The following is an 11934-nucleotide window of genomic DNA, read 5'->3' on the forward strand; positions in this document are numbered from 1 at the left end:
CCTGAGACACGGAAACGACGCTTCATGATGGAACCGTATGCCAGGCGGACACCGACCGCCTGTACCGGCTCACGGCTTCCTGATCTTCGTGCCTCGGCCCCGGCTGGGCCGAGGCACCGGAAAGGCCCGACCCCGGTTGCGTCCCGGGAAGTGGTCTACGGGTTCGGCCTGATCCGGGGTTTGCTCCGGTTTCGGGCGTAGTGCCGACGATCGCGCACAGCACAGGCAGCGGGCGAGGGCTCCCCGACTGCTCCCGCCAACGCCTCAAGGGCCCTCCGAAGAGAATCCCTGACTTGCGGAAACGCCGGCGAGCCAGGCACGGGCGCGCCGGTCGGTGTCCTCGATCAGGTCAAGCCCGGTCGCAGAACCGGGCAGGTGCATCGTTGCTTCCCTCCGGCAGAAGTGCCGCGGTCCGAGCTCTCGGGAGCGATCCGCAGGTCGCGCGGTGCACCGACCCGTGTGCCCGCGCCGGAACTTGCCGTGCTGCTGAGCTCAATTGCGGTCATGGGCGCCGCTCACCCGGTGAACGGTACGGACAGCACCCGGCAGGCGCACACAGCACCCGATCAGCCGAGTCGGGGCGGCGGGGCCCTTCCTCGCTGGATACCTGGTGGAAGAACACCGACCCGAGAGGAAATACGAAATGCGGACGAAAATCCTGCTGGAGGGACGCCCCGGTGTGGGTAAGACGACCGCCGTTCGCCGACTGGCCGCGCTTCTGCGCAGCCGTGCCATCGTCGGCTTCACCACGGAGGAGATCCGGCAGGGCGGCGCCCGGGTCGGTTTCGCTCTGGAGACGGCAGCGGGACACCGCGCCGTACTCGCCCATGTCGACTTCCCGGGACCGCCGAAGGTGGGAAGATACGGCGTCAACTTGGACGTGATGGATCAGGTGGCGCTGCCGGCGCTGACGTCCGCTTCGACGAATCCGGTGCCCGGCCGGCTCGTGCTCATCGACGAGCTCGGACGAATGGAGTTGGCTTCCGCCTCATTCAGGGAGGTCGTCCGGTCCGTTTTCGAGGCCGACATGGATGTCGTCGCGACCGTTCACGCCCACAGCGACCCGTTCACCGACGCGCTGAAACGGCGCCCCGACGTCGAACTCATCGCCATCACCAGGGCGAACCGGGACGCTCTCCCCGGCGAACTGGCGACACGGCTGGAGAACCGGTGACAGACACCTACGAGCACTGCTCAGCGACTGCGGCGCGGCATACTCGCCATTGAGCCGGAGGCAGCATGCCGCCCACCCCTACGCGGCTCCGTGGGATCCCGCGATGGCACAGCGTGCTGAACGTCCCAGAGCCCCACCGGCTTCAGCCGGCGGGCACCGTACGGGCGGCGGTGATGAACGCCTCCAACTCGTGGGCGATGTCCGGTCCGGTTGGCTGGTAGACGATCTCGGTGATGCCCTGCTCTGCGTATTCGGCGAGGCGGTCGGCCAGTTGTGCGGCCGATCCGGTCACTGTGGTGGTCGGGATCGCGGCCCAGCTGCCGGCTGCCCAGGCGGCCCGGTCGGCGGCGTTGAGGGCGACCAGGTGCTGGTCGTGGACTGCTAGGTGCCGCTCTCGTTCGGGAACCTGGTTGACCACGTCCAGCCATGCTTGCCCGCCGGGCAGCGTGGTCACGTCGCCGCCGAACTCGTAGGCGGCGTGATAGGCCAGCGCGTTGCCCGGCCCGGCGGCGGCGCGGACTCGGGGCGAGTCCAGGGACTCGCCCTCGGCCAGCACGGTGCCGTGCACGCCGAGCGCCGCCCAGGTGAACTCCTTGGCGAACGCGGTCTCGCCGTTGACGGTGAACAGACCGTCGGCAAGTTCCTTCGCGACGGCGAAACCCTTGGGACCCAGCGCCGAGATCAGCACGGGCACGTCGATCGGGCGGGACGGGGCGTGGCCGACCGGGTGCAGCATGCGCATGCGGCCGCCGCCCCAGTCGACGATCTCGCCGTGCAGCAAGGCGCGGAAGACACGGACGTACTCGCCGAGATAGGCCCAGGTTGTGGACTTGGCACCCATGGCCCGGGCACCGGTGAATCCGGTGCCGAAGGCGACGGCGACCCGCCCCGGTGCCAGGGCGCACAGGGCGGCGGCACCCGAGGCGTTGACCATCGGCTGACGGAGGTTGGGCACCAGCACGCCTGGCCCCAGTCCGATGCGTTGGGTGCGTTCGGCAGCCAACGCCAGCATCATCCACACGTCCGGGCTCTGCTGGGGAGTGTCGAACAGCCAGGCTCGGTCGTAGCCCAGTTGCTCGGAAACGGCAATGTGCGCCGGTGCGTCGAGGGAGGTCGGGAACTGGCTGGAAATCTTCATGAGGTGCCCTCTGATTCGAACCACGTTGTTCATGGTCATCTCCAGATACTCCACCCCTTGCGGGTCGTTCCTCTGATACCCCACGCACTCGTCTCGATCATCGATCAACGTTTTTGACGCGCCCCGCAGCATCGCCGAACGCGCCGCCATCAACCCGACCGGCCCAACACCGAAGCCCGGGTCGGGCTACGCCGGGTATGCCGTCTGCAGGATGCGATCGGCTGTATACACCGAGTCGACCAGCGGATGCAGCGCCAGCGCCCGCAGCGCGAGAGTGCGTTCACCGCTCGCCGCCGCCTCGATCACGGCCCGCTCCACCGCCTTGACGCTCAGCATGAGCCCGAGCTGGTCGGGCGCTACGGCGCCGGTGGCGAGCGGGGTGGCGCCGACGGCGTCCACCAGGCAGGGCACCTCCACGACCGCCTCCGAGTCCAGGCCCGGGACGGCCGTGCGGTTGCGGACGTTGAGGATGAGCGTCGTGCGCTCGTTGCGGGCGATCGCCCGCATCAGGGCCAGCGCGACGCGGTCGTAGCCGCCGCCCTCGAGGTCGCAGGCGTCGCGCTCCCAGCCGCCCGTGCTCTCCCGGCTCTCGGCCATGTACGTCGCCTCGCGCTCCTGGCGCGTACGCTCCCACACCTCCAGCGCACCGGCGGGCTCGGCGGCCGCCTGAGCGTAGAAGACATCCTGCTGGTCGCGCAGGAACTCCCCACGGGTGGCCGGTGCCTGGCGCAGCGCGGCGACCGCTTCGCGGTTGAAGTAGTAGTAGTGCAGGTACTCGTTGGGCAGCGCGCCCAACGTTCGCAGCCAGTCCGCGCCGAAGAGCTTGCCCTCCTCGAAGGACTCCAGCGCGGCGGCATCGGCAAGCAGTTCGGGCAGCCGGTCGTGGCCGTCGACGGTGATCCGGCGCAGCCAGCCGAGGTGGTTGAGCCCGACGTAGTCGTAGCCCGCGCGGTCGGGGTCGGCGCCCACCGCGCGGGCGGCGCGCCGGCACAGCCCGACCGGCGAGTCGCAGATGCCGATGACGCGGTCGCCGAGGACGCGCTGCATGGCCTCGGTGACCATGCCCGCCGGGTTGGTGAAGTTGATGACCCAGGCGTCCGGCGCGACGGCCGCGACCCGCTCGGCGATCCGCACCGCCTCCGGCACGGTGCGCAGGCCGTACAGCACGCCGCCCGCGCCGACCGTCTCCTGGCCGAGGACGCCCTCGTCCAGGGCGGCGCGCTCGTCGCGGCTGCGGCCCTGCAGGCCGCCGACGCGGATCGCGGAGAAGACGAAGTCCGCGCCGCGCAGGGCCTCGTCGAGGTCCGTCGTGGTGCGTACGGCCGGGCCGGGCGGGCGGCCCGTCCCCGGCCCGGTGAGCTGTGCGGCCTGCTCGGCCAGCACCGCGGCGATCGCGTCGAGGCGCCGCCGGTCGGTGTCGTACAGCACCAGTTCGGTGCACCGGCCCGCCGCGTCGCCGTCGTCCGTCAGCAGCGCGCGGTACACGAGCGGTACCCGGAACCCGCCGCCGCCCAGCAGAATCAGCCTCATACGGTGATTACCTCCGTCCCGGCCTCGCGGAACGCCGCGAGCGTGGCTGGGTCCGATGTGTCGTTGGTGATCAGGACGTCGATCTCCGGCGCCCCGCAGACAAGGGCGAGACCACTCTCGCCGGGGAACTTGCCGGCGCTCGCGAGCAGCACGACCTGCCGCGCGGCGGCGATCATGGCGCGCTTCACGGGCACCTCCACGTGCGTGCTGTCCAACACGCCGCCGCTGGACACCACGCCGCTCGCGCCGAGGAAGAGCCGGCCGACGTACAGCTCACGCAGATTGGACTCGGTGAGGAAGCCCACCAGGGAGAGGTAGTTACGGCGCACCTCCCCGCCGAGCAGGATCAGCCGCACCTCGGGGTCGTCGCGCAGCTCCTCGTACACCGCGAGGTTGCTGGTGACGACTGTGACGGGGCGGCCGCGCAGCAGCTTGGCGAGCTGGTGCGTGGTGGTGCCGATGTCCAGCAGGAGCGTGTCGCCGTCCTCGACCAGTTCGGCCGCACGGGCGGCTATCGCGGTCTTGGCCGGCAGGTCGTCCACGGCCATTTCGGCGAAGGGCCGCTCGTCGTCGGTGCGCGCGGCCACCGCCCCGCCGTAGACGCGAGTGAGCCGGCCGGCGTCGTCGAGCTCGGTCAGGTCACGGCGGGCCGTGGCCTCGCTCACGCCGAGCCTCTTGGCGATCTCCCGGACCGGGAGCACGCCTTCCTCGCCCAGGATGGTCAGCAGACTGCGGTGCCGCGTCTCTCGCAACATGCCCGCAATGTACTGCAGTTGAGCGACTGTGCACGAGTCTGATCGATCTCTTGCATGTACACGACTCTCGGTGCAAGGTGTCGGTCAACATGCAGCTCCGATCAGGAAGGGCGCGCAGGTGAGCACTCCTTCGACGGTCGCGAAATCCGTCGACCCGCTGGCAGACATACGCCTCCCCGGCGACCCCGAGTACGACGTGTACCTGACCGGGACCGTGTTCCTCGACATCATCTTCACAGGCCTGGACCACGCCCCCGTACGCGGCACCGAGAACTGGGCCCGCGGTATGGGGCTGAGCCCCGGCGGCATCGCAAACATGGCCACCGCGCTGGCCCGCCTCGGGCTGCGCACCACGCTCGCGTCCGCCTTCGGCACCGACCTGTACGGCGATTACTGCTGGGACAGCCTCTCCCGCAGCGAGGGGGTCGACCTCGGCCACTCGCGCCGGGTGGCCGGCTGGCACTCGCCGGTAACGGTGTCGATGGCGTACGAGGGCGAGCGCACGATGGTGACGCACGAGCACCCCGCTCCCCCGCCGTGCCTCTGCGGCCCGCCGCGCACACGGGCCTGCGTGGCCACGCTGGAGCCCGGTCGGCAGGACGACTGGCTGCGCGAGACGGAACGGCAGGGCGGCAAGATCTTCGCCGACGTGGGCTGGGACGACAGCGGACGCTGGGACCTGGCGGCGCTGCATGATCTCGATCGCTGCCACGTCTTCCTGCCCAACGCCACGGAGGCCCAGCACTACACGCGTACCGACTGCCCGCAGGAGGCCGTGCGCGCGCTGGCCGAGCTGGTGCCGATCGCGGTCGTGACCATGGGCCCCGAGGGCGCGGTCGCCATCGACTCGGTCACCGGCGAGACGGCGGAGGTGCCCGGGGTGCCGGTGATGGCCATGGACCCGACGGGCGCGGGCGACGTCTTCGTCGCGGGCTTCATGACGGGGACGCTCGCCGGATGGCCGCTGGACGACCGGATCGCGTTCGCCAACCTGACCGCCGCCCTGTCCGTGGAGCACTTCGGCGGCTCGCTGGCCGCGCCGGGCTGGCCGGAGGTGGCCGCCTGGTGGCAGACGGTGCGCCGGCCGCACGGCTCCGACGAACTGGCCCGGCGCTACGCCTTCCTGGACGAGCTGATCCCCGCGGTGCAGGTCCCAGGGCTGCGGCTGCGCGCGGTGCCGACCATCGGCTTCCGGGACGAGCGAGCCCGACGAGACGTCCCCGACGACGTCCCCGGCGAAGTCCAGTGAGGCCCCATTGAGACGAGGAGTGGGAATGCGAGGAGTTCGCGCGATGGTGCCGCGTACCGGCACACGACGCGTCAGGCGGAGCATGCTGCCGGTCACCCTCGTCGCCAGCCTGACCCTGCTGGCCACCGGGTGCGTGCCGGGCACCGACGGGTCGCAGGCCGGCGGGGCAGCCGGGGCCGGGAGCACGGCCGTGCCGGATCCGGCGCGCGCCGGCAACGTCACGCTCACCGTGTGGGACCAGGAAACCCGCGGCGGCACGAACGGCGAGATCGAGCAACTCAACAAGGAGTTCGAGAAGAAGTACCCGAACGTCCGCATCAAGCGGGTCTCGCGGAGCTTCTCCGACCTCAAGACCACCTTGAAGCTCGCGATTTCCGGCAACAACCCGCCGGACGTGGTGCAGGCGAACCAGGGCTACCCGGACATGGTGTCCTTCGTCCAGGCCGGGCTGCTCGCTCCGCTGGACACGTACGCGGGCATCTACGACTGGAACACCCGCTACCCCACCACGCTGCTCAATCTCAACCGGGTCTCGACCGACGGCCACCACTTCGGCACCGGCCGGCTCTACGGGATATCCCAGACCGGTGAGTTCGTCGGCATCTACTACAACAAGGACGTCCTGGCGAAGGCCGGCGTGCAGCCGCCGAAGACCTGGGCGGACTTCACCACGAGCCTCGGCACGCTGAAGCAGAGGGGCGAGCTGCCGATCCAGTTCGGCAACCTGGACAAGTACCCGGCGATCCACACCTTCGGCGTGCTCCAGGACCAGCTCGGCGGGGCGCAGGCACGTGACACGGTCCTCGGCCGCGGCCAGGGCTTCGACAACGCCTACACCAAGGACGCGGCCGCCACCCTGTCCGACTGGGTCAAGAAGGGCTACCTGCCCAAGGGCGCCAACGGGCTCGGCTACGACGACGCCGCCAAGAAGTTCACCGGCGGCGACGGCGCGTACCTGATCACCGGCACCTGGCTGCAGGCCGACCTGAAGAAGCCGATGGGCGGCAAGCTGGGCCTCATCCCGCCGCCGCCCGCCAAGACCGACGCCACCCCGATGACCACCGGCGGCCAGGGGCTTGCCTGGTCGATCACATCGCGGTCCCATCACCCCGAAGTCGCCGCTGCCTACCTCGACTTCATCACGAACCCGCACGCGTCCGATGTCATGACCGAGCACGGCGTGCTGCCCGCGCTGCTCGATCGGGCCGCGGCCAAGATCGACCCGGAGAGCAGCGAAGGACAGATGATCGCCGGCTGGCGGCGGCTGACCGCGGGCGACGGCCTGGTGCCGTACCTCGACTACGCCACGCCGAGCTTCTACGACACCACGTCCAAGGCGCTGCAGGACCTCATCGCCGGCAACAGCGACCCCGAGGAGTTCGCGGCGTCCCTGCAGAAGGACTACGGCGGCTTCATGAAGAAGCAGCGCGACAATTCGGCGGGGTCGAAGTGACCGCCCTCCGCGACCGCTACCGCCGCCGCGCGCCCGGCGAGCCGCGCGCCATCGGCTACCTCTACGTGCTGCCGGCGCTCGCCCTGTACGGCGTGTTCCTGCTGTACCCCTTCGGCCAGTCGGTGTGGCTGTCGCTGCTGCACTGGGACGGGCTGACGCGGGCCACCTGGGCCGGGTTCGGCAACTACGCGGACCTCTTCACGGATCCGAGCCTGCGCGCGCCGTTCGTCCACGCGCTTGTCCTGCTGCTGTTCTACGCCGCCCTGCCGGTGGCCATCGGCCTGCTGCTGGCGGCCGTGATGTCGCGGATCCGGGTGAAGGGCATGACCTTCTTCCGCACCGTGCTGTTCCTGCCGCAGGTCCTCGCCATGGTCGTGGTCGGTGTCGCCTGGCGCTCCATCCTCGCCCCCGACGGCCTGCTCAACGACACCCTGAAGGCTGTCGGTCTCGGCTCGCTGACCCGGGCTTGGCTGGGCGACTACGACTGGGCGCTGCCGGCGGTCGGCGCCGTCGGCACCTGGGTGGAGACCGGGCTGTGCATGGTGCTCTTCCTCGCCGGCACGCAGCGCATCCCGCGTGAGCTGTACGAGGCGGCGCGGATCGACGGCGCGGGCGCGATACGTGAGTTCTTCAGCGTCACGCTGCCCGGCCTGCGGGCGGAGACAGCGGTGGCGCTGACCCTCACCATCGTGGCGGGCCTGCGCAACTTCGACCTGATCTACATCACCACCAGCGGCGGCCCGGGCAACTCCACGTCGGTGCCGGCGTACGAGGTCTACCACCGGGCCTTCGAGACCAACCAGGTCGGCTCGGCGGCCGCCGTCGGCGTCGCCCTCACCGTCCTGATCTTCGCACTGACCGTCACGGTCTCCCGGCTCGTCGAAGGGCGGCGGTCATGATCTCGCGCACCGAACGCGGCGCCACGTACGCGATCCTGACGCTCTTCGCGGTCATCTCGCTGACGCCGGTGATCGGCATCCTCTCCACCGCCTTCGGCCGCCAGGGCGCGCTGGGCACCGGCTTCTCACTGCCCGAGGGCGGGCTGCACTGGGGCAACTTCGCGGACGCCTGGACGCGCGGACATTTTGCTACCTATCTGAGCAATTCACTGCTGGTGACCTTGGTCGTGGTGGTGGTGACGGCGGTGCTGGCGATCCTGGCCGGCTACGCATTCGGCGTGATGAGCTTCCCCGGCTCGACGGTGCTGTTCTACCTGTTCGTCATCGGCCTCACGCTGCCGCAGGAGGCGCTGGTCGTCCCGCTCTACTTCGACCTGCGGTACGTGGAGCTGACGGACACGTACTGGGCGCTGATCCTGCCGCAGATCGCCCAGTCGCTGGCCTTCGGCGTCTTCTGGCTGCGCGCCTACTTCCGCGGCAGCGCCCGCTCCGTCATCGAGGCGGCGCGGTTGGACGGCGCCTCCACCTGGACCACGCTGTGGTGGATCCTGGTGCCGATGGGCCGACCCGCCATCACCACCATGATCGTCATCACCTTCATGTGGACATGGAACGAGTTCCTCATGGCCCTGGTGATGATCAGCAACGAGTCCCTGCGCACGGTCCCGCTGGGCCTGGCCTTCTTCCAGGGCCAGCACACGGCTGAGACGTCACTGCTGGCGGCGGCGTCGGTGCTGATCGCGCTGCCGGTGGTGGTCGTGTACGTGGCGCTGCAGCGCCGCTTCATCGAGGGCATACTGACGGGCGCGGTGAAGGAGTAGGGCCCGCCGCACACTGACGGCGCGCCTCGCGCCGATCCAACCAACGCGTCCAGCACTGGAGTGCTGGACGCGGTGCTTTCGGCGCGCTCGACGCCTGCGTTCCCGTCCACGTGGCGGTGCGAGCGCACGCTTCGTCCTGCGCCCATCGGCCAGGACCGCCGTGCACGGTGTGCGCGTGAGACCTTCGGAGCAGCGTCGCAGACCTGCCGCGCTCATGGTGCACGGCGGTCTCTTACGTCGTCTGGGGGCCGTACTGACTACCGCGCTGATGCTCTGCGCCTTCCTGGTGACGGGTGGTGGCACCGCACAGGCAGCCGACCCGGACACGCACCGGGTGGCCACGTGGAACATGCAGGTCGGCAGCGACCGCTGGCAGGGCGCTGCCGTGATCGCCCGGGAGAACTCGGTGCTCGCGCTCCAGGAAGTCCCCAGAACCCCTCCGGCCTCGGCGACCTACACAGGAACCATCGGCAATATCGACACGTACTTCTGGGACGTCGGCGGCGGCAACTTCCCGCATTCAGCCCTCCCGAAGCCTGCAGTGCCGGGGGCGTCGTGGGTGCTGTCGCCTGGCCGACGCGGGCGTACGCTGCGGGAGCCGGCCGGGGCTGCCCTGAGGACCGGTCACTTTCGCCAGAACAGGTGGTGTGTCACGCCACTCGGGCTGGGCACGACCTCAAGGTGGAACCGGTCGAGCAGCTCATCGGGTAACTCCCAGAGGCGTAGTCCGGTTCCGAGTTTCACCGGCGAGACCGCCACGTGCATGGTGTCGACGAGGTCGGCATCGAGGAACTGCCGGATGGTGGTGACCCCGCCGCCGAGCCGGACGTCCTTGCCCTGCGCCGCCTCCCTCGCCTGCCCGAGGACCGTGACCGGATCGCTGTCGACGAAGTGGAACGTGGTGTCGGAGAGCGTGATCGAAGGTCGCTTGTGGTGGGTCATGACGAACACCGGGGTGCGGAACGGGGGCTCGTCACCCCACCAGCCACGCCACTCATGGTCCTGCCAGGGTCCGCGCTGGGGCCCGAACTTGTTGCGGCCCATGATCTCGGCACCGATGTTGCGCGCGTAGTCCCGGGTGAAGTAGTCGTCGAGGCCCCGGCTGCCCCCAGGATCGGTGCGCATGGGCCAGCTCGCCGTGGCACCGGCCCAGGCGAACAGCCGCTCGGGATTGGCATGGCCGAACGGACTCTCAAGGGCGCAGGTCATGTGGCGGAGCCACCTGTCCTGCGGCGCCGTGCGGCATGGGGGTCCCCCCTGCTCGAGCTAAGCCGAGAGCTTGGGGGAGTGCGTGCCGGGCGTCGGGGCGCAGACGGGGAACTCAGAACAGGCCCTAGAGGCCGCTGTCGGCGTACACCCCTGCTCCCAGTCGCGTACGGCCCAACGTCCCCAGCCGGTGCCGCCCCATGTGCCGATAACTCGGCGCCCTGGAAGTGCACTTGCTACCGTCGAGCCCGCTGCTACGCGGCCGGGCCGCCGCCATGACGGCCACGGCACGACACCGGAAAACAACAACCCGCGAGATCGCCGGGCGGGCAGGTCGGCGGGCGCCGCGGCCCTTGTCCGAGATCACGATGCGAGGACGCGGCCGGCGGCGACGGCTGACGCCACGGTGCCGCCGATGACGACGGCCCAGGCGGCGACCATCGGGACGCGGGTGCTCCAGGTGCGCAGCGCGGGCGAGTTCGTGGCTCGGGCGAGGAACGCGTCGCGACCGCGCAGTACCGCGAGGCCGACGCCGGTCAGGGTCAGCGCCATGCCGGCACCGAACGCCGCCACCATCGCGATTGCCGCGCCTACCCGGCCGGTCAGCAGTCCGCTGAGGAGGACCAGGAACGCCGACGGGGAGGGGAGCAGGCCGCCGGATGTGCCGAGCAGCAGGATGCCGCGCCAGGTGAGCAGGGACTTGGACGTAGGGATGTGGTGACTGTGGCCGTGGTGGTGTTCGTGGCCACGCCCGTGTTCGTGACCATGCCCGTGTTCGTGGCCATGCCCGTGGTGGTGACCGTGACTGTGACCGTGCTTGCGGTTGGTCAGGTGGCGTCGGAGCAGGCCGATGCCCACGGCGACCACGACCAGGGCCGCGATCAGCTGCAGCCAGTTCGTGACCGCGGCGACGTCCGGTGCGTGCTCGGCGGCGAGCCAGAAGGCCACGGCGAGTACGGCGACCGACGCGGTGTGCATGAGGGCCACGATGGCGCCGAGCCACACCGCGTCCCGCGCCTTGCCCCGGCCGGCCAGGAGGTACCCGGCCGCCAGCGACTTTCCGTGGCCGGGGGCGCAAGCGTGGAAGGCACCCACGGCCGCCGAGACGAGGAGGGCCAGTGGCAGGACGACACCGTGGTCCAGCAGTGCGGCAAGGTCCGTGGTCCATACGGTCGCCGGACCCGTGGATGCGGTGGCGGTGGAGTTGCCGGCTCCGCCGAGGGCGAGGGTACGGGCGGGGTCGCTCGCCGTGTGCAGGCCGCCGCCACCCTTCTGTGTCACGGAGATCGTGCGATAAGCCGGGTTGACGTCGGTCAGCGCGGTGATGGTCACAGCGACCGTGTCCACGGCGTGCGGGCAGGTGTAATGGATCAGGGCGCCCTTGCTCGCGAGCTGCGCGGTGTCCACGGCGCCCAGTCGGCACTCGCGCCCGTCCTGGCGCACGGTGATGTGCGAGCCGAGGTAGGCCGCGTCGTCCCCCTGGGCCGCCTGGTGCAGGACGTCCAGGTCGTTCTGCTGGGCCGACCAGGTGATCTCGACGGTGCGGCCTTCGGCCCTGACCTGGGCGACCGGTGGTGCGCCGAAGGGGTGCGCCTCGGCCGTGCCTGTGGTGCCGAGCAGCGCCAGTGCGGCGGCCAGGCCGATCAGGAGGAGACGGGCGGCGTGGGTCCGGAGGGTGCGGAGGATATGCACAGTGGTGGTCCCGTCGG

General features: G+C 70.3%; 10 protein-coding genes. 5 read left to right on the forward strand and 5 right to left on the reverse strand.

The window, feature by feature from the left end; translation table 11 throughout:
- The first annotated feature begins 643 nt into the window (after positions 1 to 643).
- Positions 644 to 1174 carry an NTPase gene (locus BIV24_RS11400; protein WP_071366131.1) on the forward strand — a complete coding sequence of 177 codons (531 nt, stop codon included), beginning with the start codon at positions 644 to 646 and terminating at the stop codon, positions 1172 to 1174.
- A 142-nt stretch (positions 1175 to 1316) separates the two neighbouring features.
- On the opposite strand, the gene BIV24_RS11405 is transcribed toward BIV24_RS11400, so the two are convergent.
- The 3 genes from BIV24_RS11405 to BIV24_RS11415 all read right to left on the reverse strand — a co-directional run bounded on the left by BIV24_RS11405 (position 1317) and on the right by BIV24_RS11415 (position 4597).
- A complete protein-coding gene (locus BIV24_RS11405; RefSeq protein WP_071366159.1) occupies positions 1317 to 2312 on the reverse strand; it encodes an LLM class flavin-dependent oxidoreductase in 996 nt (331 codons plus the stop codon).
- A 186-nt stretch (positions 2313 to 2498) separates the two neighbouring features.
- The gene (locus BIV24_RS11410; RefSeq protein ID WP_071366132.1) at positions 2499 to 3842 is read right to left on the reverse strand and encodes a 6-phospho-beta-glucosidase; all 1344 of its coding nucleotides are present in this window, start codon (positions 3840 to 3842) and stop codon (positions 2499 to 2501) included.
- On the reverse strand, positions 3839 to 4597 hold the full coding sequence (locus tag BIV24_RS11415) for a DeoR/GlpR family DNA-binding transcription regulator (protein WP_071366133.1): 759 nt from the start codon (positions 4595 to 4597) through the stop codon (positions 3839 to 3841). The genes BIV24_RS11410 and BIV24_RS11415 overlap by 4 nt, the downstream gene beginning before the upstream one ends.
- 118 nt (positions 4598 to 4715) lie before the next feature.
- Between BIV24_RS11415 and BIV24_RS11420 the strand changes: the two genes are divergently transcribed.
- The 4 genes from BIV24_RS11420 to BIV24_RS11435 are packed head-to-tail and all read left to right on the forward strand — an operon-like array spanning position 4716 to position 9019.
- Positions 4716 to 5846 (forward strand): carbohydrate kinase family protein, encoded by a 1131-nt coding sequence (locus BIV24_RS11420; RefSeq protein WP_071366134.1) that lies wholly within the window; start codon positions 4716 to 4718, stop codon positions 5844 to 5846.
- Positions 5847 to 5889: 43 nt separating this feature from the next.
- On the forward strand, positions 5890 to 7299 hold the full coding sequence (locus tag BIV24_RS11425) for an extracellular solute-binding protein (protein ID WP_218149300.1): 1410 nt from the start codon (positions 5890 to 5892) through the stop codon (positions 7297 to 7299).
- Positions 7296 to 8198: a carbohydrate ABC transporter permease gene (locus BIV24_RS11430; protein ID WP_071366135.1), complete on the forward strand. Its 903-nt coding sequence runs from the start codon at positions 7296 to 7298 to the stop codon at positions 8196 to 8198. The genes BIV24_RS11425 and BIV24_RS11430 overlap by 4 nt, the downstream gene beginning before the upstream one ends.
- Positions 8195 to 9019: a carbohydrate ABC transporter permease gene (locus tag BIV24_RS11435; RefSeq protein ID WP_071366136.1), complete on the forward strand. Its 825-nt coding sequence runs from the start codon at positions 8195 to 8197 to the stop codon at positions 9017 to 9019. The genes BIV24_RS11430 and BIV24_RS11435 overlap by 4 nt, the downstream gene beginning before the upstream one ends.
- Before the next feature lie 624 nt (positions 9020 to 9643).
- Here BIV24_RS11435 and BIV24_RS11440 read toward each other — a convergent pair.
- Positions 9644 to 10228 carry a dihydrofolate reductase family protein gene (locus BIV24_RS11440; protein ID WP_071366137.1) on the reverse strand — a complete coding sequence of 195 codons (585 nt, stop codon included), beginning with the start codon at positions 10226 to 10228 and terminating at the stop codon, positions 9644 to 9646.
- Positions 10229 to 10588: 360 nt separating this feature from the next.
- Entirely contained in the window at positions 10589 to 11917 is a 1329-nt protein-coding gene (locus BIV24_RS11445) for a hypothetical protein (RefSeq protein ID WP_245766760.1), read from the reverse strand.
- Positions 11918 to 11934 lie beyond the last annotated feature (17 nt).

It is taken from the genome of Streptomyces colonosanans, from assembly GCF_001866645.1.
In the GTDB taxonomy this organism is placed as follows: domain Bacteria; phylum Actinomycetota; class Actinomycetes; order Streptomycetales; family Streptomycetaceae; genus Streptomyces; species Streptomyces colonosanans.

What these genes read in the sequence shown, in the direction of transcription:
- BIV24_RS11425 (WP_218149300.1), top strand. Translation starts at nt 5,890, where the DNA reads ATGGTGCCGCGTACCGGCACACGACGCGTCAGGCGGAGCATGCTGCCG.
- BIV24_RS11400 (WP_071366131.1), top strand. Translation starts at nt 644, where the DNA reads ATGCGGACGAAAATCCTGCTGGAGGGACGCCCCGGTGTGGGTAAGACG.
- BIV24_RS11410 (WP_071366132.1), bottom strand. Translation starts at nt 3,842, where the DNA reads ATGAGGCTGATTCTGCTGGGCGGCGGCGGGTTCCGGGTACCGCTCGTG.
- BIV24_RS11415 (WP_071366133.1), bottom strand. Translation starts at nt 4,597, where the DNA reads ATGTTGCGAGAGACGCGGCACCGCAGTCTGCTGACCATCCTGGGCGAG.
- BIV24_RS11405 (WP_071366159.1), bottom strand. Translation starts at nt 2,312, where the DNA reads ATGAAGATTTCCAGCCAGTTCCCGACCTCCCTCGACGCACCGGCGCAC.
- BIV24_RS11435 (WP_071366136.1), top strand. Translation starts at nt 8,195, where the DNA reads ATGATCTCGCGCACCGAACGCGGCGCCACGTACGCGATCCTGACGCTC.
- BIV24_RS11440 (WP_071366137.1), bottom strand. Translation starts at nt 10,228, where the DNA reads ATGACCTGCGCCCTTGAGAGTCCGTTCGGCCATGCCAATCCCGAGCGG.